Here is a 24,692-nt window from a genome sequence, read left to right on the forward strand (position 1 = left end):
AGCTGCCGGCTGCTCATTCAAATTGAGTCGAGGCCATAGCCCCGCCATGCACGGCGGGGCTCAAGCGCGCCTGATCATGCGTTTCTGACATCTCACAAAGTGATTGTCAGATCTCAGAAACTGAGCCAGCATGGCTCATGCTCGATCAATCGCCCTTCTCGCTTCCGAAGCCGCCTGCGGCGGAAAGCGACATCACCTTCGCGGGCCGGCGCCTGCGGCAGGCGCTTGTCCGCTGCGAGCTCATTCCCGGCACCTATGCCCATGAAGGCGATCTCGCGCAGCGTTTCGGCCTCGGACGCGCGGCTGTTCGCGTCGCACTGACGGAACTTGCTGGGGCCGGCTTCGTCGCCAGGCATGCGCGGCAGGGCTGGCGCGTCGCTGCGGTCGACGGGGCGCTTGCAAGCGCCATCGTCGAGGCAAGGCTGCGGATCGAGCCTGCGCTGGTCGAAAAGCCGCTCGATGAACGCAGCATTGCCCTGCTCGGCAGCCTGAGAGGCGCGATCGACGCCGTTCTCGGGCGGGACGATCCTTCAGCCCGCACCATGGCGCAGCAATTGTGCCGGCAGGCGCTCGACCTGCTCGCGCAGCGGGCCGGCGGCTTCATCGAAAGCTGGCTGCGCGATCTCTGGGATCACACCGAGCGGCTGATCCGCTCGCTCGAACTCGCCGGCGCGACACCACCCGCGGTCGACCCGCGCCCGCTGCTCGACGCGCTCCTGCGCGGCGACCGTGAGGCCGCGCTGCTCGCGCTGCAGGAAGAGCAGAAGCGCTTCACCGACGCGGTGGCGCATGGCTTCCTCGCCGCCGCTCGCCTGCTTCCGCAGAACGAACCCGTTTCCGTGCGCAGCCGCCGGCCGCGCCGGAGCACGAACGACCGCAAGCCGTCCACCACCCTGTCCGAGGAGAAATCGCGATGAGCCGTGTTTCGAAAGCCGCAGCCGCCTTCCTCATCGCCACCGCACTCGGCCTCGCGGCCGGGCCGGCTCTGGCCGCCAAGGACCGTTTCGTCGTCGACCTCGTCAACGAGCCTTCCTCGCTCGACCCGCAGGTGCAGTGGAACCCGGACAGCTACTATGTCTACCGCAACATCTTCGACAATCTCGTCACCCGCGACGACAAGGGCGAAATCATCCCGCAAGTCGCGACCGCCTGGAAGCAGCTCTCGGACACCGAGATCGAGTTCGACCTGCGTAGCGACATCGCCTTCCATGACGGCTCGAAGCTGACCGCCGACGATGTCGTCTTCAGTGTCAAGCGCATCACCGACCCGAAATTCGCCAGCCCCCAGCTCGGCCAGTTCGACAAGATCACCGATGCGGTCGCGCTCTCGCCGACCAAGGTGAAGCTCGTCACATCCGGTCCCTACCCGGCGCTGCTGGCGCAACTCGTCAAACTCTCGATCGTGCCCAAGGCCGTGGTCGAGGCCGTCGGCAAGGATGCCTTCAACCTCAAGCCCGTCGGCAGCGGCCCCTACAAGTTCGAGTCCTGGCAGCGCGGCGTGAACGTCCAGCTCACGCGCAACGACGCCTATTGGGGCACCAAGGCGCCGTTCCCAACCGTGACCTTCCGTGCGGTCCCGGATGCGGCGACCCGCCTCGCCAACCTGCAGGCCGGTGCGAGCGACCTCGTCGTCACGCTCGATGCCGACCAGGCCGCCCAACTCAAATCCTCCGCCAAGGCCCAGGCCCTGATCGGCCTGACCGAGCGCGTCGCCTATGTCCGGCTCAACACGACCAAGCCGCCCTTCGACAATCCCAAGCTCAGGCTGGCGGCAGCCTATGCGCTCGACAAGCAGGCGATGATCGACGGCCTGCTGGGCGGCCATGACAAGCCGGTGCCGGAACTGCTGACCCCGGCGATCTTCGGCTGGGTCGACGGCATCAAGGCGCCGGAGCACGACCTCGCCAAGGCCAAGGCGCTGATCGCCGAGGCAGGCCCCGCCGCGAAGGCCGAGATCGACCTCGCCACCGCGCCCGTCTTCGACCAGCGCATCGTCCAGGCAATCCAGCAGATGCTGGTCGATGCCGGCTTCAACGTGAAGATCGCGATGTCCGACATGGCGACCTATCTGAAGCGCGCCCAGGCCGGACCGGAGGCGACCTCGATGCTCAGCTTCGGCCGCTGGTCCTGCGCCTGCCAGGATGCCGATGGCGTGCTCTTCCCGCTGCTGCACAAGAGCAGCGGCTGGTCGGCCTACCGCAACCCGAAGATGGACGCGCTGCTGGAAGAGGCCCGCGCGACGCTCGACACCAGCAAGCGGCTCGCCGCCTACAAGCAGGTCCACGAGATCGTCGCTACCGATGTACCGGTCGTGCCGCTCTACCAGGCCGTGGTGATCTATGGCGCGGCGAAGAACCTCGCCTTCCAGCCGACGCCCAACGAAAGCATGTTCATCAACCGGATGAGCTGGAAGGACTGAGCCGCGGTGCCGGGTTTTCTGCTCCGCCGGCTGGGCCAGGCTCTCGTCACCATCCTCGGGGTGGTGACGCTGATCTTCTTCGTCCAGCGCCTGACGGGAGACCCGACCTACCTGCTCGTCCCGGAGACGGCGACGCAGGCCGATATCGCGGCCTTGCGCCACCAGCTCGGCTTCGACCGGCCGCTGGTGGTGCAATATCTCGATTTCCTCGGCGAGCTCGTCCGTTTCGACCTCGGGCAATCCGTGGTGCAGCGCGTGCCGGTGACGACGATCATCGCCTCGCGCCTGCCCTATACGCTGATGCTGGCGGCCGGCGCGCTCATCGTCGCTTGCGGCATCGGCGTGCCGATCGGCATCCTGCTCGCGATCTTCCGCAACTCACCTGCAGCGAAGGCCGCCGCCGGCTTCGTCCTCGCCGCCCAGAGCATGCCGACCTTCTGGAGCGGCATCCTGATGATTCTGGTGTTCTCGGTGCTGCTCGGCTGGCTGCCGCCCTCCTCCACCGGCGATCTCTGGAATCTCGTCATGCCGTCCTTCGCGCTCGGGCTCCTGAGCATGGCGACCTTTGCGCGCATCACCCGCTCGGCCCTGCTCGACGAGCTCTCGAAGGACTATGTCCGCACCGCCCGCTCGCGCGGCGTCCGCAGCGGGCGCCTGCTGATCCGCCATCTCGCCCGCAACGCCTCGATCCCGGTCATCACCGTCGCCGCGCTCGAAATCTCGAACCTGCTCGCCGGCGCCGTGATCGTCGAGACGGTCTTCGCCTGGCCGGGCCTCGGACAGGTCACGGTCCAGGCGATCCTGGCGCGCGACTTCATGATCGTGCAGGGCGTGGTTCTGCTCGGCGCCTTCGTCACCGTGCTTCTGAACCTGCTCTCGGACCTGCTCTACAGCCTGGTCGATCCGCGCATCGTGCTGGAGGGCGCGCGATGAGCGTTGCAGTCGCAACCTCCGTGCCGCGCCGCAAGCGCCGTGACCTGTGGCGCTGGTGGCCGGTCGGCATCATCGCGCTCGTGGTGCTGGTCGCGCTCTTCGCGCCCTGGCTTGCGCCCTACGACCCCAACCAGCAGAACCTGCTCGGCCGGTTGAAGCCTCCTGGCACGGTCTCGCGCAGCTTCCATTACTGGCTCGGCAGCGACGAACTTGGTCGCGACCTGCTCAGCCGCGTTATCCATGGCGCGCGCATCTCGCTGATCGTCGCCTTCGCCTCGGTCGTGCTCTCCGGCGTGGTCGGGACGACGCTCGGCATGATCGCCGGCTACCGGCGCGGCTGGGTCGAGATCGCGGTGATGCGCGTCGTCGACGTCTTCCTGTCGATCCCGGCGATCCTGCTCGCGATCATCACGGTCGCAGTGCTCGGCCCCGGCATCGTCAACGTCATCATGGTGCTCGCGCTGACGCGCTGGCCGCGCTACGCCCGCATCGCCTACAGCCAGACGCTCTCCGTCGCGAACATGCCCTATGTCCGGCTCTCGGCCCTGATGGGGGCCGGCGCACCGCGCGTGCTCTTCCGCCATGTCCTGCCCAATATCGTCGGAGCCGTCAGCGTCGTCGCCACGCTCGAATTCGGGCTGATGATCCTGTTCGAGGCGGGGCTCTCCTTCCTCGGGCTCGGCGTCCAGCCGCCGACCGCGAGCTGGGGCGCGATGCTCTCGACCGGCCGGAACTATGTCGCGACCGCCTGGTGGGTCGCCACGCTCCCCGGTGCCTGCCTGTTCGTGCTGGTGCTCGCCGTCAATCTCACCGGCGACGCCGTGCGCGACCGCCTCGATCCCCGCCATCGCTGAAGGAAAAGCCATGTTCGACGACATCAAGGGGAAGCGCGCCGTCGTCACCGGCGCCTGCGGGGTCATCGGCCGCTGGATCGCCGAGGTGCTGCACGAGGCCGGCGCCACGCTCTGCCTGACCGACGCGCGGGCCGGGGATCTGGAGGCACAGGCCAAGGCGCTGGGCCTCTCGGGCAACAGCTTCGTCATGCCGGCCGACCTGACCAATGAGGCTTCGATCGTGGCCCTTGCCAGCGAGATCGGCCAGCGTTGGGGCGCGGCCGACATCCTCGTCAACAATGCCGGCATCTATCCGAGCGCCTTCCTGCTGGACACGACGACCGCCGAGTTCGACCGCATCCTCGCGATCAATCTCAGGGCGCCCTTCATCCTGACCCGCGAGCTGGCGACCCAGATGGTGCGCAAGGGCGCGAAGGGCTCGATCATCAACATCTCGTCCGGCGCCTCGCGCAAGATGCGCCGCACGGCCTGCGTCTACTCGATGTCGAAGACCGCGCTCGACCGGCTCACCAAGGGGTTCGGCGTCGAACTTGCCGAATACGGCATCCGCTCCAACGCGCTGGAGCCGGGCTTCGCCGCCGGCAGCACGGTCAGCGCGCTGACCGACGCGCATATCCAGAACACGGTCGCGCAGATCCCGCTCGGCCGGGCGTCCTCGCGCGCCGATGTCGGCAATGCCCTGCTCTACCTTGCCAGCGACGCCTCGGCCTATGTCACCGGCGCGACGCTCACAGTCGATGGCGGCAACTCGATCGGCTCGCTCGCCGTCCACCAGGACAAGAAGCAGGCGCTCTGAGGAGGCAAGGACATGACCGCCCCGAACGCCGCCCGCCCCGCCTATGAATGGCCCCAGGGCAAGTCGAGCGCCTTCTGCTTCACCATCGATGTCGATGCGGAGAGCCCCTATCAGTGGAACCTGCCGGAAGGCGCTCCGGTCGCGCTCGGCCAGATCGAGCAGCGGCTCTTCGGCCCGCGCGTCGGCATCTGGCGCCTGCTCGACCTGCTCGACCGCTACGGCATCAAGGCGACTTTGTTCGTGCCGGGCCTGATCGCGAAGAACCATCCGGACCTGCTGCCGGCCTTCGTCGAACGCGGCCACGAGATCGGCCTGCACGGCTATTTCCACGAGTTGGCGACCGAGGCCGGGCCGGAGGAGTTCGCGCGGGCGATGGACGAGTCGCTTGCCCTCTTCAACAGTCAGGCGGGCGTCGTGCCGAAAGGCTTCCGCTCGCCGGCCTGGGAAATGACGCCCTTCATGCTGGAGGAGGTGAAGCGGCGCGGACTCTACGATTCCTCGCTGATGGGCTTCGACCATCCCTATACGATCGACGGCGTGACGCAGGTCCCGGTGCTCTGGGCCGTCGACGACGCCATCTATTTCCGCTTCACCGGCAGCGCGCAGGATCGCGCCCCGCCATCGCCGCAGAACGGCATCCTCGATGCCTGGCTCGACGAATGGGAAGTGCTGCATCGCGAGGGGCGGATGATGATGCTCACGGTCCATGACTGGATTTCCGGCCGGGCCGGGCGCGTGCGCATGCTGGAGAAGCTGCTCGACGTGGTGACGGCGTCGCGCGGCGTCTGGATCGCGACCGTCGGCGAGCTTGCCGCGCATCACGCCGCGAGCGCCAACGCGCAGCGCTTCAGCGTGCCGATGCGCCTACCGCAGCCGAGCGCGCCCTTGCGCTTCCGGACCAAAGCCTGATGCAGACCTTCAGCATCCGCCGCTCCGCCGTCCATTCCGGGCACGGCCTCGTCGCCGCGCAGAACCGCCATGCGGCCGAGGCCGGCGCCGCCGTGCTTGCGCGCGGCGGCAATGCGATGGATGCGGCCATCGTCACCGCGCTGGTGCTGAGTATCGTCGAACCCTGGCTTTCGGGCGTGGGCGGCGGCGGCTTCCTGATCCATGCCGATGGCCGGACGGGCGCGCTCGATACGCTCGACTTCAACGTGCGCTCGCCGCGCGGGCTCGATCCAGCCGATTATCCGCTGACCGATGCGGGCTCGGGCAACTGGTTCGCCTGGCCCGCCGTCGTCGGCGAGCGCAATGTCGCCGGCTACGGCGCGATCTGCGTGCCCGGCGCCATCGCCGGCTTTGCCGCGGCGCTGGAGCGCTACGGCACGATTTCCTGGAGCGAGGCGTTGCAGCCGGCGATCGAGCATGCCGAGCGCGGGCTGGAGATCGACTGGTATGCGGCGCTCTGCATCGCGGTCGAGGTCGCTGGGCTCTCGCGCGATCCGGCGATCTCGGCGCTCCTGCTCGACAATGGCCAGCCGCCGAAGGCCGGTGCCGATACCCGCCGCTTCAAGCCGATGACGGCGAAGGCAGCGCTGTTGAAGCGATTGGCCAAGGCCGGCGCCCGCGACTTCTACGAGGGCGAAGCCGCGCAGCTGATCGCTGGTGACCTTGAAGCCGGTGGCTCCGCGATCCGCACTGACGATCTCGCCAGCTACCAGGCGATGTGGTCGCCGGCCCTGACCGGGCGCTATCGCGACCTTGACATCGCCGCCATCCCCGGTCTCAGCGGCGGCCCGACCTTCTTCGACGCCGCACGGCGCGTGGAGGCACGCGGCCTTGGGCAAGGCAGCTCCGAGGCCGATGCGGCCCTGGCCTACGCCACGGCGATCCGCGAGGCCTATGCGGTGAGGCTCAACAGCATGGGCCATGCCGCGACGCCGCAGGCGGGCTGCACATCGCATGTCAGCGTCGTCGACCGGAACGGCAACATGGTCTCGCTGACCAACACGCTGCTCTCGCGCTTCGGCGCGCGGGTGGCCCTGCCAAGGGCCGGCATCATCATGAATAACGGCATGATGTGGTTCGACCCGCGCCCCGGCCAACCCAACAGCATGGCTCCCGGCGTCAAGCCGCTGGCGAATATGTGCCCGCTGGTATTGAGCCGCGACGGCAGGCCATGGCTAGCGATCGGCGCCGCCGGCGGCCGCACGATCTTCCCGACGCTCCTGCAGATGATCTCCGGCATGGCCGATTTCGGCCTCTCTCTGGAGGACGTGTTCCACCGGCCGCGCATCGATGCCTCGACCCCGCGCATCAAGGTCGATGCCCGGGCCGAGCCGGACGTGGCAGCGCGGATCGCCGGGGCCTTCCCGGTCGAGATCGTCGAGGACACGCTCTATCCTGTGAATTTCTCCGTTCCATCGGCCGTGATGCGGGCGGAGGATGGCGGCTTCCTGGGCATGGCCCATCCGACCAGCCCCTGGGCCGCGGTCGCGGCAGCCTCGGCATGAGCGAGCGCGCCAACCCGATGCTGGCGATCGAGGGCCTCACGATCGAGATCGATGGCAACCGCATCGTCGACGGCGTCTCGCTCGGCGTCGAGACCGGCCGCATCCTGGCGATCGTCGGCGAATCCGGCTGCGGCAAGAGCCTGACGGCGCTGTCCGTGCTCGGTCTTTTGCCGAACGCCGCGCGGGTATCCGCCGGCTCGATCCGGCTCGGCGGGCGCGAGTTGACGAGGCTTTCCGAAGTGGAGCTATCGGAGGTGCGCGGCAACGATGCCGCGATCATCTTCCAGGAGCCGGTTGCATCACTCAATCCGCTGATGCGGGTCGGCGAGCAGGTCGAGGAAGCATTGCTCCTGCATCGCGGCCTATCGCGCGCCGCTGCGCGGGAGGAAGCCATCGCGATCATGGCGCGCGTCGGCATTCCCGATCCGGCGCGGCGCGCCCGGCAATATCCGTTCGAGCTTTCCGGCGGCATGTGCCAGCGCATCATGATCGCCTCGGCCCTGATCTGCCGGCCCTCGCTGCTGATCGCCGACGAGCCGACAACCGCGCTCGACGTCACCATCCAAGCACAGATCCTCGACCTGATGCGGCGCCTGCGCGACGAGGTCGGCAGTGCGGTCGTGTTGATCACCCATGACATGGGCGTGGTCGCCGATCTCGCGGACGATGTCTGCGTGATGTATGGCGGGCGGATCGTCGAGAGCGGCCCGGTCGACGCCATCTTCGCCGCGCCGAGCCACCCCTATACTCGCCTGCTGCTGGGCACGATCCCGAAGCTCGACGGCATCAGGAAGACGGTGCTGCGCACGATCGAGGGCATGGTGCCACCGGCCGGCGCCTGGCCCGAAGGCTGCCGCTTCCGGACGCGCTGCCCGCTCGCCGACGAGGCCTGCGAGCAGGTTCCCCCGGCCGTCGCGGTCGGGCCCTTCCATCGTGCTGCCTGCTGGCATGTCGACCGGCTGGAGGCGATGGCATGAGCGAGCCGTTGCTAGAGGTACGCGACCTCAAGGTGCATTTCCCGCTGCGCGGCGGCATCGGCACGCCCAGCGGCGTGGTCAAGGCGGTCGATGGCATCTCGCTCGAGCTCCAGGCCGGTCGGACGCTGGCGCTGGTCGGCGAATCCGGCTGCGGCAAGTCGACGACGGCCTATGCCGTGGTCGGGCTGGAGCGCGCGACGGCGGGCACGATCCGCTTCGACGGGCGCGACATCACCGCGCTCAAGGGGCGCGAGCGGGCGGCGCTGGCGCAGGACATCCAGATCGTCTTCCAGGACCCGTCCTCGGCGCTCGACCCCAAGATGACGATCGCGGACAGCATCAGCGAGCCGCTCGCCATCGCCGGGCGCAGCCGTGCCGACCGCAAGGCCCGCGTCGCCGAATTGCTGGACCGCGTCGGCCTGCCCGCCGCTCTGGCCGAACGCCTGCCGAGCGCGCTCTCGGGCGGGCAGCGCCAGCGCGTCGTCATCGCACGAGCGCTCGCCCTGTCACCGCGCCTGCTCGTGCTCGACGAGCCGGTCTCGGCGCTCGACGTCTCGATCCGCTCGCAGGTGCTCAACCTGCTGCTCGAACTGCAGCGCGATCTCGGCCTGTCCTATCTCTTCATCTCGCATGACCTCTCGGTCGTCCGACACATCGCCGACGAGGCGATGGTGCTCTATCTCGGCACTGTGGCCGAGCAGGGCCCGGTCGATGCGATCTTCGACAAGCCGCAGCACCCCTATACGAAGGCGCTGCTCTCGGCGATCCCGCTGCCGGATCCGCGCGCGCAGCGCCATCGCGAAAAGATCATCCTGAGCGGCGACCTGCCGAGCCCGCTCTCGCCGCCGGTCGGCTGTCCCTTCGTGACGCGCTGCCCGGAGCGGATCGCGGTTTGCGCCGATGAGCGTTTTCCGCTCGCCAAGGGAGATGCGGGCACCGAGGCCGCCTGCGTCCATGTCGGGGAGCGGGCAGCAGGCTAGCCGCGGACGCGCTCCCACTCTGCCAGAGCGAGCACGAGATGATAGAGCACCCGCACCGGGATCACGGTCTGCGCAGGTGTTCCGTCCCTCGCCAACTGGTTGAACCAGAGGCCGGTCTCGGGCGCGACGAACCAGCAAAACAGGTTGGCGAGATGCTTGTCGAGGCGGTGGGCCGCGTCGGCATCGTCAAGGAATTCGATCCGGGCGAGGAAGGCCTTGATCGCCTCGGTCTGCGGCCAGAGCAGCTTGGTCGAGGCCGTGACAGTGCCGGTCCGATCGAAAACGTCGAAAGCGGCGAGCGGACCTGCCGAACCATCGTCGAGGCCATGCCGGATCGCGAAGCCATAGAGCCTCTCCGCCAGATCCCGAGCCTGCGTGTCTCCCGTCAGACGCCAGTGATGCAGCAGCAGCCAGGTCCATTCGAAATGATGGCCGGGTTCGCAGACCAGGCCAGCCGCGCCGGGAGCCGGCTTCCAGTCATCGGTGAAATACTCGCCGAGCGTGCCGGTCTCCGTATCGACCAGATGCTCCCGCGCCAGCCGGACGATCGCGCTGGCATGGTCGAGCCAGCGTTGTTCGCCGGTCGCCTCCGTCAGCGCGTGGAAGGCCTCGAGCAGATGCATATGCGGGTTCTGCCTGCGCGGCAGCGTACCCGCCGTATCCTCGGCGAAGCCGCCTTGCGGATGCACCATCTCGCTTTCGATGAAGCCGATCACCTCGTCGGCGATCGCGAGCGCCTGATCGTCGTGTGTCGCGCGGTAGTACCAGGCCATGGCGAACAGGACGAAGGCGAGGTCGTAGAGATCGGTGCGGGCATCGACCGGCGTGCCGTCCTCGCGGACGGAGTGCAGGAAGCGCTCCGTCCCACCCTCCCGACAGACATCGCGCAGGAAGGCGAAGCCGTGGCGGGCAGCGGCGAGCGCCTCGCTCTGCGGGTCGAGCAAATGGGCATGGCTGAAGACATAGGTCAGGCGGGCCGTGACGAGCGTCGTCCTGAGCGGGCCAGGATCGCGCGCGGGTTCGGCCGGATCGAACATCTCGACAAAGCCGGCGCGGCCGGGCCGGACGGCGCGAGCGATCCAGGCCGGGATGAGGGTCTCCCTGAGCCACGCTTTCGACGGCAAGTCGGCGGCGGTTTCCAGGGGTTCTTCACGCTTCATCGGACGATACCCTCGGGAGGAGAAGGACGAGAGCAGCTCTTCCTGCCGCTCACCGTGCGCTATGGCCTAGCCGATAGCCACAGCCGGGTGCTGCGTCCACATCGCCCAGTGCAGGGCGCTATAGCGCGTCCCGCCCGACGACTTCGCGCATCGCGATATAGCTGTGGTATTCCGCGACATTGGGATCGTCATGGAAGACCTCCCGCGTGAAGGCGGCGTAGGCGGCCATGCTCTCGACCTGCAGATGCAGCACGAAATCGGCATCGCCCGTCACATAGGAGGCGTGCTTCACCTCGGGCCGTGCCTGGAGCTTGCGGGCGAAATCGCCATAGGTCCGCGAGCCCTGGATGATCGAGACGGTGACATGCACCGTCACCGGCACGCCCATGATCTCCGGGCTGACGATCGAGACATCCGCGGTGATGACCTTTTCCGCCCGCAGGCGCCTCAAGCGCCGCAGGACCGCGCTCTGGGACAAGCCCACACGCTCGGCCAGCACGCGCGCCGGCGTCTGGTTATCGGCCTGCATCTCTTTCAGGAGGGCGTAATCGAACGAGTCGAGATCGACTGTTTTGGCCATCGAAACCTTCATGATCGGCGAAATTCGCTACCGGATAGCAAAAATAGGCGACTATCGCCAAGCGCCTGACTGCATGATCTGATCCATATGCCGACCCTATCGGCGGCGACGAAACCGGAAAACGGATCATGACTGCGACGAAGTGGACCAAGAGAAGCCTTGCCGCGCAGGCCATGGGCAAGATCGACCCGACCACCAAGGGCGTCGTGCCGCCGATCCATGTCTCGACGACCTATATCCGGGACGAGGACAATGGCTATTCGACCGGCTTCATCTATGGCCGGCCGGATAACGAGACGGTGCATGAAGCGCAGGCCGTGCTCGCCATGCTGGAAGAGGCCAAGGCCGGCGCGCTGCTGTTCGGCTCGGGCATGGCGGCGGCCACCGCCGTGTTCCAGGCGGTCTCGCCCGGCGACCATGTCGTCGCCTCCAAGGTGATGTACTGGGCGCTGCGCGCCTGGCTGCTCAACGAGGCGACGCGCTGGGGCATCAAGGTCGATTTCGTCGAGACCGACGACCTCGCCGCGCTGAAGGCCGCGGTCAAGCCGGGCGCGACCAAGCTCGTCTGGATCGAGACGCCGTCGAACCCGCTCTGGACCATCACGGACATCGCCGGTGCCGCCGAGATCGCCCATGCGGCCGGTGCCAAGCTCGCCGTCGACTCGACCTGCGCCTCGCCGGTCCACACCCGCCCGCTGACGCTCGGCGCCGATATCGTCATGCATGCGGCGACCAAGGTGCTGAACGGCCATTCCGACGTCGTGGCCGGTGCGCTCTGCGCCCGCGAGGACGACGAGTTCTGGAATCGGGTCAAGACGGTCCGCAAAGGTCAGGGCGGCATTCTCGGCCCGTTCGAGGCCTATCTGCTGATGCGCGGCATGCGCACGCTCCATGTCCGGCAGGAGCGCCAGGCCGCGTCCGCGATAGCGCTGGCGCAGCGTCTCTCGGCCCATCCGCTAGTCGCGCGCGTACTCTATCCCGGCCTGCCACAGCATCCCGGCCACGACATCGCGGCGCGGCAGATGGAGAACGGCTTCGGCTTCATGCTCTCGGTGCAGGTCACCGGCGGCGAGGCGGCGGCGATCGGCACAGCGGCCCATGTCGAACTGTACAAGCGGGCGACCTCGCTCGGCGGCGTCGAAAGCCTGATCGAGCATCGCGCCTCGATCGAGGGCGCCGGCTCGCCTTGCCCGACCGACCTCCTGCGCCTCTCGACCGGCATCGAGGATGTCGATGACCTCTATGCCGATCTCGACCAGGCACTGAAGGCTGGGCACCGCTCGTAAGGCGCCGTGCCATGACCGTGACAGGCTCCGCCTCCGTGCCGGCCAGCCAGACGGTCGGCAAGGCCTTGCTGCTCGTGACGGCCTTCGGCTGGGGCCTCAACTGGACCGTGCTGAAATTCGTCCTGCATGACTGGCCGCCGCTGTTCGCGCGAGGCACAGCCGGCCTGCTGGGGGCGCTCTGCCTCGCGCTGCTGGCAATGGCTCGCGGCGACAGCCTTGCCGTACCAAAGGGCGCCCGTGCGCCTCTCCTGGTCGCGGCGTCGATCAACGTCTTCGCCTGGATGGGCTTCACCGCGCTCGCCCTGAACTGGCTCAAGGTCTCGGAAGGCGCATTGATCGCCTATTCGATGCCGATCTGGGCGATGATGCTCGCCTGGCCCCTGCTCGGTGCGCGCCCAACCCGACGCAGCCTGGTGGCGCTGGGCCTGAGCATTACCGGCATGGTCGTTCTGATGGGCGGGCCCGACTTCTCGGCGACCAAGCTTCCCGGCGTGCTGTTCGCCTTTGCGGCGGCGGTGCTGTTCGCACTCGGCACGGTCAAGGGGCGGAAACCCCTCGCCATGCCTGGCCCAGCTGTCGCCGCCTGGCAGGTCGCCCTCGGCTGCCTGCCGATGGTGATCCTGGGGCTTGCGCTGGAGCAGCCGCAGATCACGTCGCTTTCCACGCAGGGAGCACTGGGCCTGGTCTACATGGCCGTCGGCCCGATGGCGCTCTGCTACCTCACCTGGTTCGGCGCGCTCAAGCGGCTGCCAACCGCGGTCGCCGCGACCAGCATGCTGATCGTGCCGGTGGTGGGAACGCTGACCGCCGTCCCCCTGCTCGGCGAAACGCTCGGCGCGCGGGAACTGATCGCGATCGTGCTGACCATCGGCGGCGTCGCCCTGGCGCTACGGCGCGAGCCGGCACGCCGCGAAGCCTGAATCTGATAAAACTGCGCCGTCATTGAGAGCGCGGCGAAGCCGGCCTTTCCTAGCGCGACCGAATCCCGATGGCCTCGACTTCCGCGGCAGTCGGGAGGTCAGCGCCGCGACGCGTGACCGTGATCGCCGCAGCCGCGGCGGCATAGGCGAGGAGACCGGCCAGGGCCTCGCGGTCGAGCACCGCGATCGCCTCGGGGCTGAGCCGGCCGGTCTGCGAAAGCCGCGCGAGCAGCGCGGCGTGGAAGGTATCGCCCGCACCGACGGTGTCCTGCACCGCAACCTCGTGGCCCGGCACGGAAACCTGCCCGGCCGCGGAGTAGGCCGTGGCGCCCTGCCCGCCCTGCGTGACGACAACGAGCCGTGCGCCGAGACCGAGCCAATAGGCAGCAGCCTCGGCCATGCTGAGCTGCCCGTCCCAGGCGATGCGGATATCCTCGTCGCTCGCCTTGATCACCGTCGCCGTCCGATAGAAGCGCTCTGCCGCCCGGTGCCAGCCGGACATGTCGCCGATCACGGTGGGGCGCAGGTTGGGGTCGACGCTGATGACGCGCCGGCCGCATTCCCGCTCGGCCAACGCCGCGAAGGCCGATCCGACAGGCTCGACCGCCATCGTGTAGGAGCCGAAGGTCAGCGCCTGGATCGCGTCCGGCAGCGCCTGCGGCAGGTCGGCAGGGGTGAGCGAGCGGTCGGCCGCCCCTTCGCCATGGAAGGAATAGCTGGGATGGCCGTCCTTGCCGGTCGCCACGACCGAAATGGTGGTGAGCCGCTCCGTCCGGACGAGATGGCGGCTATCGACGCCTTCCCGCGCGAGAAGATCGGCAAGCAGGGTGCCGAAGCCATCGCGCGAGACGCCGCCGAGAAAGGAAGCCTCGATACCGAGCCGGGCCAGGCCGATCGCGACATTGAAGGGCGAGCCGCCGGCCACGATCCGCGCCGGCATCTCGCTGCCCTCGCCCGCTCCGGCGAACAGGTCGACCAACGCTTCCCCACAGACCAGGATCATGGCAACCGACTTTCGATATCCGTCATGGCGCCGTCATTGAACAGCACACCGCGAATTCCGGGAAGCCGCGCCGGCGCTGCGGGCGGCTGGCGTGCAAAGCCGCACCATCCGCCTTGGAGACCTCGCGAAATTTCCGTAAACTGCGACTTGCAGATATTTTAAGCTTGAAACATTATGGCCTGCGCGCGCCAAAGAAACTCAAGGGAACGGGGCCGCGCTTCAACTTCGTCCGGGAGGACATCGATGACGACACTCAGGTTCGGTCTGGCACTTGGTTGCGGCGCGCTGGCGCTATCCATCGCTTCGGCCCAGGCGCAGGAGCCGATCAAGATCGGCGTGGTCAGCGTCCTGACCGGTCCGGCCGCCTCGCTCGGCCAGCAGGTCCGCGACGGCTTCCAGCTCGCTGTCGACAAGAATGGCGGCAAGCTCGGCGGCGTGCCGATCAAGATCACCGTGATCGACGACGAGCTGAAGCCCGATGTCGCGGTCGAGCGCGTGCGCTCGTTCGTCGAGAGCGAGAAGCCGGCCTTCGTCGTCGGCCCGGTCTTCTCGAACATCCTCGGCGCGATCGCCAAGCCGGTGCTCGATTCCGGCGCCTTCCTGATCAGCCCGAATGCCGGCCCCTCGACCATGGCCGGCAAGGCCTGCAACAAGAACTTCTTCGTCACCTCCTATCAGAACGACCAGGTGCACGAGGTTCTCGGCAAATACGCGCAGGACCAGAACTACAAGAAGGCCTACATCATCGCGCCGAACTATCAGGCGGGTAAGGACTCGCTCGCAGGCTTCAAGCGCTACTTCAAGGGCGAGATCGTCGACGAGGTCTACGCGCCGCTGAACGCGATGGATTTCTCGGCCGACCTCGCCAAGATCGCCTCGTCCAAGCCGGATGTCGTCTTCGCCTTCCTGCCCGGCGGGCTCGGCGTCAATTTCGTCAAGCAGTGGTCGCAGGCCGGCCTGCAGGGCAAGATCCCGTTCCTCTCCGCCTTCACGGTCGATGAATCGACGCTGCCGGCCCAGCAGGACGCCGCGGTCGGCCTCTATGGCGGCATGACCTGGGCGCCCAACATGGACAACCCGCAGACGAAGGACTTCGTCAAAGCCTATGAGGCGGCCTACAAGATCGTGCCCGGCTCCTATGCCCAGCAGTCCTACGACGCGGCCATGCTGATCGACTCCGCCGTGAAGGCGGCGGGCGGCACCGGCAACCCCGACAAGCTGCGCGACGCCATCAAGAAGGCCGACTTCACCTCGCTGCGCGGCAAGTTCAAGTTCAACACCAACGGCTACCCGATCCAGGACTTCTACCTCGTCAAGGTCGCCAAGCGCGCCGACGGCAAGTTCCAGACCGAGATCGCGCAGAAGGTGTTTTCGGACTACGCCGATCCGCACGCCAAGGATTGCGCGCTGAAGTGACGCGAAGCGTCATCCTCGGGCGAAGCGAAGCTTCGACCCGGGGATCTCTTCGTCACGAGATGCTCGGGGCAAGCCCGAGCATGACGTCCTGTGACCGGCCCTGACCTAGGACCGCGCAATGACCCTCAGCCTCCTGATCGTCCAGCTCCTCAACGGGCTCCAGTTCGGCGTCCTGCTGTTCCTGGTCGCGGCCGGGCTGACGCTGGTCTTCGGTGTCATGGACTTCATCAACCTGGCCCATGGCGTCCAGTACATGCTGGGCGCCTATCTCGCCGTCACCTTCGTCAGCCTGACCGGCTCCTTCCTGCTGGGGCTCGTACTCGCGCTTGCGGCCGCGCTGCTGCTGGGGCTCGCCCTCGAATTCCTGGTCTTCCGGCATCTCTACGAACGCGACCATCTCGACCAGGTGCTGGCGACCTTCGGACTGATCCTGCTGCTCAACCAGGCGGTGAAGATGATCTGGGGCGCCGCACCGCTCTCCGTGCCGGTGCCGGAATTCCTCTCCGGCAATGTCCGATTGATGGACGGCATTCTCTACCCCGTCTACCGCTTCGCGCTGATCGGGGCCGGCCTCGGTGTCGGCGCGCTGCTCTGGTTCGTGGTCGAGAAGACCCGCACCGGCATGCTGCTCAGGGCCGGCGCCTCGAATGCGCCGATGGTCTCGGCGCTCGGCATCGACATCCGCAAGCTCTTCATGATCGTCTTCGCCTTCGGCACCATGCTCGCCGGCTTCGCCGGGGCGATGGCCGCGCCGATCCTCTCGGTCGAGCCCGGCATGGGCGATACCGTCCTGATCCTCGCCTTCGTCGTCATCGTCGTCGGCGGCATCGGCTCGATCCGCGGCGCCTTCGTCGGCGCGCTGATCGTCGGCCTCGTCGACACGCTCGGCCGCTCGTCCATGAACGACCTGCTCCGGCTGTTCATGGCGCCGGCCTCGGCGCGCGCGACGGGCGCAGCGCTCTCCTCGATGCTGATCTATCTCGTCATGGCGGCAGTTCTGTTCGTCCGGCCCGAAGGCCTGCTCCCGGCCAAGGGGCGCTCGTGAGTATGGCGAGCATACCCGCGAATTCCGACGTTGCGGCAGCGCGACCGCCGACGCCGATGGTGCGCCGGCTCGCGCCGCTCGTCATCTTCGCCCTGCTCGCCCTCTTGCCGCTCGGCTCGGCCCTCGGTCTGCCCGGACACTGGCTGACGCTGGTGACACGGGCGATGATCTTCGCGATCGCGGCGCTGTCGCTCGACCTCGTCCTCGGCATCGGCGGGCTGATCTCCTTCGGCCACGCCGCCTTCGTCGGCATCGGCGCCTATGGCGCGGGCATCCTGATCACCGAAGGCCAGACCGAGCTTCTCGTCGCGTTGCCGGTCATCCTGCTCGCCTGCGCCGTCTTCGCGACTGTCACCGGCTATGTCTCCCTGCGGACGCGCGGCGTCGCCTTCATCATGATCACCCTGGCCTTCGGCCAGATGGCCTTCTATTTCGCCCAGGCGCTCTCGGCCTATGGCGGCGATGACGGCCTGACCCTCTACGAGAAGAGCACGCTGCTCGGGCACGAGATCTTCGGCAACCGCACCGGCTTCTACTATATCGCGCTCGGCACGCTGGCCTTCTGCTACGGACTGGCGCGGCGGCTCGTCGCCTCGCGCTTTGGCCGGGTGCTGCGGGCGGCGCGGGAGAACAGCGTGCGCGTCACCGTCACCGGCTACGACGTCAACCATGTCCGGCTCGGCGCCTATGTGATCAGCGGCATGATGGCGGGATTGTCCGGCTTCCTGCTCGCCAACCAGACCGATTTCGTCAGCCCGGCCTATATGTCCTGGTCGCGCTCGGGCGAGTTGATCTTCATGGTCGTGCTCGGCGGCGTCGGCTCGCTCTATGGCGCGATCCTCGGCGCGCTCGCCTTCCTCGTCACCGAGGACGTGCTCTCGTCGCTGACGCATAACTGGAAGGCCATCTTCGGGCCGTTGATCGTGATCTTCGTGCTGTTCACCCATGGCGGCATCGCCGGTCTCGTCGCGAAGCTCAGGGGGCGCCGCGATGGCTGAGCCGGCACTGGCCCTGAAAGGGCTCGCCAAATCGTTCGGCGCGCTCAAGGTCACCAACGGGGTCGACCTCACCATCGCACCCGGCGAGCTCCATGCACTGATCGGCCCCAACGGCGCCGGCAAGACCACGCTGGTCCATCAGATCTCCGGGACGCTGAAGCCGGATGCCGGCGCGATCCTGTTCGGCGGGCAGGACATCACCCGCCTGTCGCCGCAGGCGCGGGCACGGGCGGGCCTTGCTCGCACTTTCCAGATCACCTCGACCATCCCCTCGCTCTCGGCGCTTGAGAATGTCGCCCTCGGTGTGCAGGCGCACAGCGCCCATCCGCTCTCGCTCTTCCGCGACGCGGCCAGCGACGAGGCGCTCAATGGCCCCGCCTGGGAAGCGCTCGAAGCGGTAGGGCTGGCGGAGCGAGCGCATGCCCCGGCCGGGAGCCTCTCGCATGGCGAAAAGCGCGCGCTGGAGATCGCGATGGCGCTGACCCTGCAGCCCAAGCTCATCCTGCTCGACGAACCACTCGCCGGCGTCGGACATGAAGAGGGCGAGCGCCTGATCGCGCTGCTGAACAGCCTCAAGGGCCGCTTCTCCATGCTCCTGGTCGAGCATGACATGAGCGCCGTCTTCGCGCTGGCCGACCGCGTCACCGTGCTGGTCTATGGCGGGGTGATCGCCTCGGGCGCGCCGGCGGCTGTGCGGGCCGACCCGGCCGTGCGGCAGGCCTATCTCGGCGAGGAGGGCTAGCGATGCTCAGCGTCGAAGGGCTCGATGCCGGCTATGGCGAGGCGCAGATCCTGTTCGGGGTCGATCTTGCCGTCGGCGAAGGCGAGGTCGTGACCCTGCTCGGCCGCAACGGCATGGGCAAGACCACGACGGTGCGCACGATCATGGGGCTGCTGCCGGCAAAAGCGGGGAAGATCGCCTTCGGCGGTCGCGACCTGACCGGCGCCGCGCCCTTCCGCATCGCACAGGCCGGGATCGGGCTGGTACCGGAAGGCCGCCAGATCTTCCCGACACTCTCGGTCGAGGAGAACCTGATCGCGACCGCGGCCGATCGCTCCGGCAAGAAGCGCTGGGACCTCGAACGGATCTACGCCTTCTTCCCGCGTCTCAGGGAGCGGCGTGAGAACCGCGGCAACCAGCTTTCCGGTGGCGAGCAGCAGATGCTGGCGATCGGCCGGGCGCTGATGACCAATCCGAAGCTGATCATCCTCGACGAGGCGACCGAGGGGCTTGCCCCCCTGATCCGCGAGGAAATCTGGAACTGTCTGACGGCCCTGAAGGCGGAGGGCGAGTCGATCCTCGTCATCGACAAGAATGTCGATGCTCTCGTTCGGATCGCCGATCGCCATATCGTGCTGGAGAAGGGCCGCGTCGTCTGGCGCGGCTCCAGCGCCGAACTGCGCAGCGACAGCGCCGTGAAGGACCGCTTCCTGCACTTCTAGCAGATCCTGCCAACAACCCTCCGGCCTGCATGCCGGCAGATGAGGAGAGCCAAGACCCATGAACCCGCTGACAGCCGGCGTGACGCGCGCCAATGAAGGCCTCGAGGGCATCTCCTGGAGCATCCTCGGCCAGACCTATGTGCCGAAGACGCTGACCGAGGAGAGCTTCTCCTGGCACGCGACCCTGCCGCCCGGAACCTTCGTGCCGCCGCATATCCACACGACGCAGGAGGAATTCATCTACATGCTGGAGGGCCGGCTCGACCTCCTGCTCGACGGCAAGGAGAGCTTCGCCACCGCCGGCGACCTGATCCGCCTGCCGCGCAACATCCCGCACGGCCTGTTCAACAAGAGCGATGCGACGGTGAAGTGCCTGTTCTGGGTTTCGCCGACGGCACGGCTCTACGATCTGTTCTGGGGCCTGCATTCGATGGCCGAGCAGAAGCCGGCCGATGTCGTCGCGCTCGCGGCCAAGCACGAGGTCGACTTCCTGCCGCCCCCGCCCGACGCGGGTTGAGGGCGGGCGCACACGGCGCGCGTCATTCTCGGGCGGAGCAAAGCTACGAGCCGAGAATCTCAAGACGAGAGGGCTCTGGTTTCAGAGATGGTCGGGTCAAGCCCGACCATGACGCCTAACCCTTCTTCCGCGCCAATTGCTCCGCCGAAAACCCCGCCTTGCCGGCATAGCCCTTGACGATCTGCTCGCGCGCGGCGTGGTCGAGCACGCTCTCGATATCGTCGAAGCCTTGCGGCGCCAGAGCTTCGACGGCGTCGATAACCCGCTCCGGCCCGCCGACCCGGTTCATCGCCACGACCTCCGCCGTCGCCGGCAGGCGCTCGGCTTCATAGGCCGCCAGCGCCTGGCGCGGATGCTCGGCCTTCGCCAGCCAGTCGGCGAGGCAGCGCGCGTCGAGCACCGCTTGGGAGGCGCCGTTGGAGCCGACCGGGTACATTGGATGCGCCGCGTCGCCGAGCAGCGTGACGCGGCCATGGGTCCAGCGCGGCAGCGGGTCGCGGTCGCACATCGGGTACTCCCAGAAGGTCGAGGTCGCCCGGACCATCGCGAGGATATCGACCTCGGGCACGCTGAAACGCCGCGCGAAGGGCAGCACGTCTTCAAGGCGGCCGGGCTTCGACCAGGCCTCCTTCGGCGGCGGCTTTTCAGGATCGCCTGTGCGGATATTGACGACCCAGTTGGTCAGGCGCGACTGCGGCGTCCGCCCCCTGCCGATCGGATAGAGCACCAGCTTTCCGGCCATGCCGCCGGCAATGATCATGCTCTCGCCATCGAGGAAGACGGGCCAGTCGCAGGCGCCGCGCCACATCTGTACGCCCTGCCAGCGCGGCGGCCCCTGGTTCGGGAAGTAATGCCCGCGAACGGCGGAATGGATGCCGTCGGCCCCGACCAGGATGTCGCCGCGCGCGGTCTCGCCGGCCTCGCCGAAGCGCGTATCGCTGAAATGCGCGGTAACGCCGCCTTCATCCTGGATGAAGCCTTGCAGCCGGCGGCCGGTCCGGATCGCATCCTCGCCCAGCCGCTCGACCACCGCATCGCGAATGACGCACTGGAGCCGGCCGCGATGGATCGAGAATTGCGGCACCGGCGCGCCCGCATGCAGGCCGCGCGGCTCGCTCCAGACCGTCTGCCCGAAGCGGTTCATGTAGTGCAGTTCACGCGTGCGGATGCCGGCCTCGTCGAGCGCGGGCAGCAGGCCGAGATCGGCGAGCTCGCGAATGGCATGCGGCAAGGTGTTGATCCCGACGCCGACCTCGCGGATCTCGCTGGACTGCTCGTAGACGGTCGCGCCAACGCCGCGGGCATGAAGCATCAAGGCCAGCGTCAATCCGCCGATACCGCCGCCGACAATGATGACCCGCATGACGTCGCCCCTCAGCGATCTCGATATTTTAAGTTTGAAATATCCTGGTTTCCGTTGTCAATCGCGCATGGCACGGTGGCAACGGACACACAGGCCGGCGCCCTGGCGCAGACCTTGTCGGGAGTCTCATTCAAACCGCATCCGCCGCAACAATCGCGGTGTTGTTGCGCGCCGGCCGATCGCCCATATCTACGATGGATGACGGTTCAGTTCGACAACTCCTATGCCCGCCTGCCCGAGCGCTTCTACGCGGCGGTGAATCCGACCGCCGTGGCAGAGCCCCGGCTCATTCGCCTGAACGCGCCGCTGGCGTCCGAACTCGGCCTCGATCCGGACTGGCTGAAAAGCCCTGCGGGCCTCGCGATGCTGGCCGGCAACAGCCTGATCGACGGAGCGCATCCGATCGCGACAGCCTATGCAGGGCACCAGTTCGGCGGTTTCAGCCCCCAACTCGGCGACGGGCGCGCCATCCTGCTCGGGGAGATCGTGGATCGCCACGGCCGGCGCCGCGACATTCAGCTCAAGGGCGCAGGCCAGACCCCGTTCTCGCGCCGGGGAGACGGCCGCGCCGCGCTGGGGCCGGTGTTGCGCGAGTATATCCTCAGCGAAGCCATGGCCGCCCTGGACGTGCCCACGACCCGGGCGCTCGCGGCGGTCATGACCGGCGAAACCGTGCGGCGGGAGACGCTTCTGCCGGGCGCCATCCTGACCCGCGTCGCCTCCAGCCATATCAGGATCGGCACCTTTCAATATTTCGCGGCACGCGGCGATATCGAGGCGTTACGCCTGCTCGCCGACCACGTCATCGCGCGACACTATCCCGATCTGTCGGGCCGCGAGGACCCATATCTCGCGCTGCTGAAGGCCATCATCGCCGCCCAGGCCGGACTTGTCGCCCGCTGGATGCTGATCGGCTTCATCCATGGCGTGATGAATACGGACAACATGTCGGTGGCCGGCGAAACCATCGATTACGGCCCCTGCGCCTTCATGGATGCCTACGATCCGGCGACCGTCTTCAGCTCGATCGACGAGCAGGGACGCTATGCCTATGCCAACCAGCCTCCGATCGCACGCTGGAACCTGACGCGTCTCGCCGAGGCGCTGCTTCCGCTCCTCGCCGATGACCAGGACAAGGCCGTGGCGCTCGCGCAGGATGCGCTCGACGATTTCGATCGGCAGATTCAAGTGGACATGGTCGCCGGCTTCCGCCGAAAGCTCGGTCTCGCCAGCGAAGACCCCGAGGATATCGCGCTCATCCGGTCGCTGCTCGAGACGATGCAGCTTGGGCAGGCGGATTTCACCCTGGTGTTTCGCCGGCTGAGCGAGGATGCCTCCCCGCTGGAGGACGGGCGCGCCTGCCGCGACCTGTTCGGCAACCCGGCTGCCTTCGACGGTTGGGAAGGCCGCTGGCGCGAGCGCCTGTCGAAGGAAGACAGGCCGGACGAGGTTCGGCAGCATGCGATGCGCCGCGTCAATCCGCTCTTCATCCCCCGCAATCATCGGGTCGAAGCCGTGATCGAGGCCGCTGTCGAGCGGCAGGATTTCGCGCCCTTCGAAGAGCTCCATGCCGTACTGTCCAGGCCCTATGACAGGCAGCCCGGCCGCGAGCACTACGCGCTGCCGCCCGCCGCCCATGAGCGTGTGCTGGCGACGTTCTGCGGGACCTGACTGCGCAGCTGTTTCGGCGAGCGCGCCCTTCGCGGCGATTTCCTGCCGCAGCGGGTCGGCGTCATAGCTTGACGCGGGCGGTAGCGCGCCGCGGCAAGCTCTGATCATGAAGCTGCGCTAGTCTAATCCCGGTCAGGTGCGCCCAGCGGGAAGTAGTGGCGGAAGCGCCGCGCCTCATCCACGGCTCGGGCGAAGGACGGTCGTCGCAGCAGACGCGTGCGATAGGCGGTCAGGTTCCCGTATTGCTCGGGAATTCGATGCGTCCAGTCAGCATAGAACAGTGCGGGCGCAGCAGCGCAGTCCGCAAGTGTGAAGGTCTCGCCCACTGCCCAGGTGCGGCCCTGCATGCGCTGGTCCAGCCAGGCATAGCTGGTGTCGAGCATCTTGCGTGCGTCCTCGACACCGTAAGGATCGCGGCTTTCGGCCGGGCGCAGGGCGTCGAATACGAACTTGCCCTGAGGTGTCATGACATAGTTGTCGAAGAAGCGGTCGAGCATCCGCGCCTCGAGGGCGAGATCGGAATCCGCGGGGATCAGCTTCACCGGCCCCGGGTGATGGACCTGGAGGTACTCGATCACTATGGAGGCCTCCAGCACAACGCTCCCGTTCTCGCGCAGGATCGGGAAGCGCTTCATTGGCCACAGCGAGGCGAGCTCCTCGCTAACGCCAGGGTCCTCCAGCATCCGATAGGTGAACGGCACGTCATTCTCGTAGAAGGCGATGAGCGCCTTCTGGCAATACGACGAGAACGGATGGGCGAAGAGTTCGACGGTCATGCGAAGGTCCTGGCTTCCTGGGCCTCGAGGACCGCGGTCAGATTATCGATATGCCAGGCCGTGCCATGCTCGCGGCTCTTCACCGCCTCTTCGCCACCAGTCAGATATGAGCCCTGTTCGGTGTGGATCAGCCGGGTCCTGTCACCCTCGCCCCTCAATTCGAGCGTCAGAAGCGATACCGACAGCTTATCGCCATTGTGGAACATGTCGTAGACGAGGATGATCCGTTCGTTCTCCACGATATCGTGGTAGGTGGCCTGGAAGTCGGTGACCATGCCGCTGGGCCAGCGAGCGTGGAACCGTTCCTTGCCGCCGACGCGGAAGTCGAAGTCCCGGTTCAGGGTTTCGATGGCGGTCGGCGCCTTGAACCAGGCGCTCTTGGCCTCAAGGCTGGAATAGGCGGCGAAGACCCGTGCCGGGGCAGCATTCAGTACCCGCTCTATCGTGAATGTCGCGTTGGTGACGGTCATTGGTCATTCTCCTCGGGGGCGGTCCGGGCCAAATAGGCCTCCAGTTGATCGTATTGCCGTTCCCAGAAGCGCTTGCGCTCGGCGATCCAGCCTTCGATCTGCGTCATCGTTTCGACCTCCAGTGCGCAGATGCGCACGCGGCCAATCTTCTCGCTCTTCACCAGCCCGGCCTCTTCCAGCAGCTTCAAGTGCTGGACGACCGCCGACAGGGTCATTGGAAGCGGCTTGGCCAGCTCGCTCACCGAGGCAGGGCCAATGCTCAGGCGCTCGACCATCGCGCGGCGTCCCGGATCGGACAGGGCCTGGAAGGCAAGGTCGAACGCTTCGGGTCGATACTGTAGCATCTGCTTAAGTGTTGATTCAAACAGAGCAGGAGTCAAATGGAACATTGAAACGGCTAGCACCGTCCCGGGGCGCAGGACATGGCCAAAGCCTGTCTCGTCGGTGGCTGGAGAAGGCGTATCGCCTTCTCGCTCCTCGGCAATCGACCACGAAGGGCCCGCTCTTCCGCGATTGGCCGAGCTCGGAATCAGCGAAGTGACGCTTCAAATCCACGAGTTCCACGGCGACCTGGGGCGGATTTCGCTGTTTGCTCTGAGAACACGAAAGCCCCGCCGCGATTGCGACGGGGC

Annotated in this window: 25 protein-coding genes; 18 read left to right on the plus strand and 7 right to left on the minus strand. The window is 67.2% G+C overall.

Annotated features, from left to right (window positions below):
• The first annotated feature begins 137 nt into the window (after positions 1-137).
• The 9 genes from AC1RLU_RS23760 to AC1RLU_RS23800 are packed head-to-tail and all read left to right on the plus strand — an operon-like array spanning position 138 to position 9,412.
• Positions 138-917, plus strand: coding sequence for a GntR family transcriptional regulator (locus AC1RLU_RS23760; RefSeq protein ID WP_492798566.1), 780 nt, complete (start codon positions 138-140; stop codon positions 915-917).
• Entirely contained in the window at positions 914-2,419 is a 1,506-nt protein-coding gene (locus tag AC1RLU_RS23765; protein ID WP_492798567.1) for an ABC transporter substrate-binding protein, read from the plus strand. The genes AC1RLU_RS23760 and AC1RLU_RS23765 overlap by 4 nt, the downstream gene beginning before the upstream one ends.
• A gap of 6 nt (positions 2,420-2,425) precedes the next feature.
• Entirely contained in the window at positions 2,426-3,352 is a 927-nt protein-coding gene (locus AC1RLU_RS23770; RefSeq protein ID WP_061966576.1) for an ABC transporter permease, read from the plus strand.
• Positions 3,349-4,206, plus strand: a complete 858-nt coding sequence (gene nikC / locus AC1RLU_RS23775; RefSeq protein WP_492798568.1) for a nickel transporter permease — start codon at positions 3,349-3,351, stop codon at positions 4,204-4,206. The genes AC1RLU_RS23770 and nikC overlap by 4 nt, the downstream gene beginning before the upstream one ends.
• Positions 4,207-4,216: 10 nt before the next feature.
• Positions 4,217-5,002: an SDR family NAD(P)-dependent oxidoreductase gene (locus tag AC1RLU_RS23780; protein ID WP_492798569.1), complete on the plus strand. Its 786-nt coding sequence runs from the start codon at positions 4,217-4,219 to the stop codon at positions 5,000-5,002.
• 12 nt (positions 5,003-5,014) lie between these two features.
• A complete protein-coding gene (locus tag AC1RLU_RS23785) occupies positions 5,015-5,911 on the plus strand; it encodes a polysaccharide deacetylase family protein (protein WP_492798570.1) in 897 nt (298 codons plus the stop codon).
• Positions 5,911-7,455 (plus strand): gamma-glutamyltransferase, encoded by a 1,545-nt coding sequence (locus AC1RLU_RS23790; RefSeq protein WP_492798571.1) that lies wholly within the window; start codon positions 5,911-5,913, stop codon positions 7,453-7,455. The genes AC1RLU_RS23785 and AC1RLU_RS23790 overlap by 1 nt, the downstream gene beginning before the upstream one ends.
• Positions 7,452-8,432 (plus strand): ABC transporter ATP-binding protein, encoded by a 981-nt coding sequence (locus AC1RLU_RS23795; RefSeq protein WP_492798572.1) that lies wholly within the window; start codon positions 7,452-7,454, stop codon positions 8,430-8,432. The genes AC1RLU_RS23790 and AC1RLU_RS23795 overlap by 4 nt, the downstream gene beginning before the upstream one ends.
• Positions 8,429-9,412 carry an ABC transporter ATP-binding protein gene (locus tag AC1RLU_RS23800; RefSeq protein ID WP_492798573.1) on the plus strand — a complete coding sequence of 328 codons (984 nt, stop codon included), beginning with the start codon at positions 8,429-8,431 and terminating at the stop codon, positions 9,410-9,412. The genes AC1RLU_RS23795 and AC1RLU_RS23800 overlap by 4 nt, the downstream gene beginning before the upstream one ends.
• Here AC1RLU_RS23800 and AC1RLU_RS23805 read toward each other — a convergent pair.
• Both AC1RLU_RS23805 and AC1RLU_RS23810 read right to left on the minus strand, forming a co-directional pair.
• Positions 9,409-10,572 (minus strand): AGE family epimerase/isomerase, encoded by a 1,164-nt coding sequence (locus AC1RLU_RS23805; protein WP_492798574.1) that lies wholly within the window; start codon positions 10,570-10,572, stop codon positions 9,409-9,411. The two genes, AC1RLU_RS23800 and AC1RLU_RS23805, sit on opposite strands and share 4 nt — an antisense overlap.
• 118 nt (positions 10,573-10,690) lie before the next feature.
• Complete coding sequence (locus AC1RLU_RS23810; protein WP_492798575.1) at positions 10,691-11,152, minus strand: Lrp/AsnC family transcriptional regulator; 462 nt, start codon at positions 11,150-11,152, stop codon at positions 10,691-10,693.
• 128 nt (positions 11,153-11,280) lie between these two features.
• Between AC1RLU_RS23810 and AC1RLU_RS23815 the strand changes: the two genes are divergently transcribed.
• On the plus strand, positions 11,281-12,438 hold the full coding sequence (locus AC1RLU_RS23815; protein ID WP_492798576.1) for a trans-sulfuration enzyme family protein: 1,158 nt from the start codon (positions 11,281-11,283) through the stop codon (positions 12,436-12,438).
• 11 nt (positions 12,439-12,449) lie between these two features.
• Positions 12,450-13,358 carry a DMT family transporter gene (locus AC1RLU_RS23820; protein WP_492798577.1) on the plus strand — a complete coding sequence of 303 codons (909 nt, stop codon included), beginning with the start codon at positions 12,450-12,452 and terminating at the stop codon, positions 13,356-13,358.
• A gap of 49 nt (positions 13,359-13,407) precedes the next feature.
• On the opposite strand, the gene AC1RLU_RS23825 is transcribed toward AC1RLU_RS23820, so the two are convergent.
• Entirely contained in the window at positions 13,408-14,361 is a 954-nt protein-coding gene (locus AC1RLU_RS23825; RefSeq protein ID WP_492798578.1) for a carbohydrate kinase family protein, read from the minus strand.
• A 243-nt stretch (positions 14,362-14,604) separates the two neighbouring features.
• On the opposite strand from AC1RLU_RS23825, the gene AC1RLU_RS23830 reads away from it, so the two are divergent.
• The 6 genes from AC1RLU_RS23830 to AC1RLU_RS23855 all read left to right on the plus strand — a co-directional run bounded on the left by AC1RLU_RS23830 (position 14,605) and on the right by AC1RLU_RS23855 (position 19,780).
• Positions 14,605-15,777, plus strand: coding sequence for an ABC transporter substrate-binding protein (locus tag AC1RLU_RS23830; RefSeq protein WP_492798579.1), 1,173 nt, complete (start codon positions 14,605-14,607; stop codon positions 15,775-15,777).
• Positions 15,778-15,895: 118 nt separating this feature from the next.
• Positions 15,896-16,822, plus strand: a complete 927-nt coding sequence (locus AC1RLU_RS23835; protein WP_492798580.1) for a branched-chain amino acid ABC transporter permease — start codon at positions 15,896-15,898, stop codon at positions 16,820-16,822.
• A 2-nt stretch (positions 16,823-16,824) separates the two neighbouring features.
• On the plus strand, positions 16,825-17,820 hold the full coding sequence (locus AC1RLU_RS23840; RefSeq protein ID WP_492798581.1) for a branched-chain amino acid ABC transporter permease: 996 nt from the start codon (positions 16,825-16,827) through the stop codon (positions 17,818-17,820).
• On the plus strand, positions 17,813-18,562 hold the full coding sequence (locus AC1RLU_RS23845) for an ABC transporter ATP-binding protein (protein ID WP_492798582.1): 750 nt from the start codon (positions 17,813-17,815) through the stop codon (positions 18,560-18,562). Before AC1RLU_RS23840 ends, AC1RLU_RS23845 begins: the two co-directional genes overlap by 8 nt.
• 2 nt (positions 18,563-18,564) lie before the next feature.
• Positions 18,565-19,263 (plus strand): ABC transporter ATP-binding protein, encoded by a 699-nt coding sequence (locus tag AC1RLU_RS23850; RefSeq protein ID WP_492798583.1) that lies wholly within the window; start codon positions 18,565-18,567, stop codon positions 19,261-19,263.
• 58 nt (positions 19,264-19,321) lie between these two features.
• Positions 19,322-19,780: a cupin domain-containing protein gene (locus AC1RLU_RS23855; RefSeq protein ID WP_061966591.1), complete on the plus strand. Its 459-nt coding sequence runs from the start codon at positions 19,322-19,324 to the stop codon at positions 19,778-19,780.
• A gap of 115 nt (positions 19,781-19,895) precedes the next feature.
• Here AC1RLU_RS23855 and AC1RLU_RS23860 read toward each other — a convergent pair whose 3' ends face one another.
• A complete protein-coding gene (locus AC1RLU_RS23860) occupies positions 19,896-21,143 on the minus strand; it encodes a flavin-dependent oxidoreductase (protein WP_492798584.1) in 1,248 nt (415 codons plus the stop codon).
• A 198-nt stretch (positions 21,144-21,341) separates the two neighbouring features.
• On the opposite strand from AC1RLU_RS23860, the gene AC1RLU_RS23865 reads away from it, so the two are divergent.
• A complete protein-coding gene (locus AC1RLU_RS23865; RefSeq protein WP_492798585.1) occupies positions 21,342-22,814 on the plus strand; it encodes a protein adenylyltransferase SelO in 1,473 nt (490 codons plus the stop codon).
• A gap of 122 nt (positions 22,815-22,936) precedes the next feature.
• On the opposite strand, the gene AC1RLU_RS23870 is transcribed toward AC1RLU_RS23865, so the two are convergent.
• Genes AC1RLU_RS23870 through AC1RLU_RS23880 form a run of 3 tightly spaced genes read right to left on the minus strand, consistent with a single transcriptional unit; the run spans position 22,937 to position 24,449 of the window.
• Entirely contained in the window at positions 22,937-23,590 is a 654-nt protein-coding gene (locus AC1RLU_RS23870; RefSeq protein ID WP_492798586.1) for a glutathione S-transferase family protein, read from the minus strand.
• Positions 23,587-24,060, minus strand: a complete 474-nt coding sequence (locus AC1RLU_RS23875) for an SRPBCC family protein (RefSeq protein WP_492798587.1) — start codon at positions 24,058-24,060, stop codon at positions 23,587-23,589. Before AC1RLU_RS23875 ends, AC1RLU_RS23870 begins: the two co-directional genes overlap by 4 nt.
• On the minus strand, positions 24,057-24,449 hold the full coding sequence (locus AC1RLU_RS23880; protein WP_492798588.1) for an ArsR/SmtB family transcription factor: 393 nt from the start codon (positions 24,447-24,449) through the stop codon (positions 24,057-24,059). Before AC1RLU_RS23880 ends, AC1RLU_RS23875 begins: the two co-directional genes overlap by 4 nt.
• Positions 24,450-24,692 lie beyond the last annotated feature (243 nt).

This window comes from Allobosea sp. GW822-FHT05A11, assembly GCF_058800455.1.

Bases quoted from the DNA above. Each gene is read 5' to 3' on its own strand.
- AC1RLU_RS23760 (WP_492798566.1), top strand. From the start codon at position 138: ATGCTCGATCAATCGCCCTTCTCGCTTCCGAAGCCGCCTGCGGCGGAA.
- AC1RLU_RS23780 (WP_492798569.1), top strand. From the start codon at position 4,217: ATGTTCGACGACATCAAGGGGAAGCGCGCCGTCGTCACCGGCGCCTGC.
- nikC (WP_492798568.1), top strand. From the start codon at position 3,349: ATGAGCGTTGCAGTCGCAACCTCCGTGCCGCGCCGCAAGCGCCGTGAC.
- AC1RLU_RS23810 (WP_492798575.1), bottom strand. From the start codon at position 11,152: ATGGCCAAAACAGTCGATCTCGACTCGTTCGATTACGCCCTCCTGAAA.
- AC1RLU_RS23840 (WP_492798581.1), top strand. From the start codon at position 16,825: ATGGCGAGCATACCCGCGAATTCCGACGTTGCGGCAGCGCGACCGCCG.
- AC1RLU_RS23875 (WP_492798587.1), bottom strand. From the start codon at position 24,060: ATGACCGTCACCAACGCGACATTCACGATAGAGCGGGTACTGAATGCT.
- AC1RLU_RS23870 (WP_492798586.1), bottom strand. From the start codon at position 23,590: ATGACCGTCGAACTCTTCGCCCATCCGTTCTCGTCGTATTGCCAGAAG.
- AC1RLU_RS23785 (WP_492798570.1), top strand. From the start codon at position 5,015: ATGACCGCCCCGAACGCCGCCCGCCCCGCCTATGAATGGCCCCAGGGC.
- AC1RLU_RS23765 (WP_492798567.1), top strand. From the start codon at position 914: ATGAGCCGTGTTTCGAAAGCCGCAGCCGCCTTCCTCATCGCCACCGCA.
- AC1RLU_RS23800 (WP_492798573.1), top strand. From the start codon at position 8,429: ATGAGCGAGCCGTTGCTAGAGGTACGCGACCTCAAGGTGCATTTCCCG.
- AC1RLU_RS23855 (WP_061966591.1), top strand. From the start codon at position 19,322: ATGAACCCGCTGACAGCCGGCGTGACGCGCGCCAATGAAGGCCTCGAG.
- AC1RLU_RS23835 (WP_492798580.1), top strand. From the start codon at position 15,896: ATGACCCTCAGCCTCCTGATCGTCCAGCTCCTCAACGGGCTCCAGTTC.
- AC1RLU_RS23820 (WP_492798577.1), top strand. From the start codon at position 12,450: ATGACCGTGACAGGCTCCGCCTCCGTGCCGGCCAGCCAGACGGTCGGC.
- AC1RLU_RS23865 (WP_492798585.1), top strand. From the start codon at position 21,342: ATGACGGTTCAGTTCGACAACTCCTATGCCCGCCTGCCCGAGCGCTTC.
- AC1RLU_RS23815 (WP_492798576.1), top strand. From the start codon at position 11,281: ATGACTGCGACGAAGTGGACCAAGAGAAGCCTTGCCGCGCAGGCCATG.
- AC1RLU_RS23790 (WP_492798571.1), top strand. From the start codon at position 5,911: ATGCAGACCTTCAGCATCCGCCGCTCCGCCGTCCATTCCGGGCACGGC.
- AC1RLU_RS23850 (WP_492798583.1), top strand. From the start codon at position 18,565: ATGCTCAGCGTCGAAGGGCTCGATGCCGGCTATGGCGAGGCGCAGATC.
- AC1RLU_RS23880 (WP_492798588.1), bottom strand. From the start codon at position 24,449: ATGTTCCATTTGACTCCTGCTCTGTTTGAATCAACACTTAAGCAGATG.
- AC1RLU_RS23830 (WP_492798579.1), top strand. From the start codon at position 14,605: ATGACGACACTCAGGTTCGGTCTGGCACTTGGTTGCGGCGCGCTGGCG.
- AC1RLU_RS23805 (WP_492798574.1), bottom strand. From the start codon at position 10,572: ATGAAGCGTGAAGAACCCCTGGAAACCGCCGCCGACTTGCCGTCGAAA.
- AC1RLU_RS23860 (WP_492798584.1), bottom strand. From the start codon at position 21,143: ATGCGGGTCATCATTGTCGGCGGCGGTATCGGCGGATTGACGCTGGCC.
- AC1RLU_RS23795 (WP_492798572.1), top strand. From the start codon at position 7,452: ATGAGCGAGCGCGCCAACCCGATGCTGGCGATCGAGGGCCTCACGATC.
- AC1RLU_RS23845 (WP_492798582.1), top strand. From the start codon at position 17,813: ATGGCTGAGCCGGCACTGGCCCTGAAAGGGCTCGCCAAATCGTTCGGC.
- AC1RLU_RS23825 (WP_492798578.1), bottom strand. From the start codon at position 14,361: ATGATCCTGGTCTGTGGGGAAGCGTTGGTCGACCTGTTCGCCGGAGCG.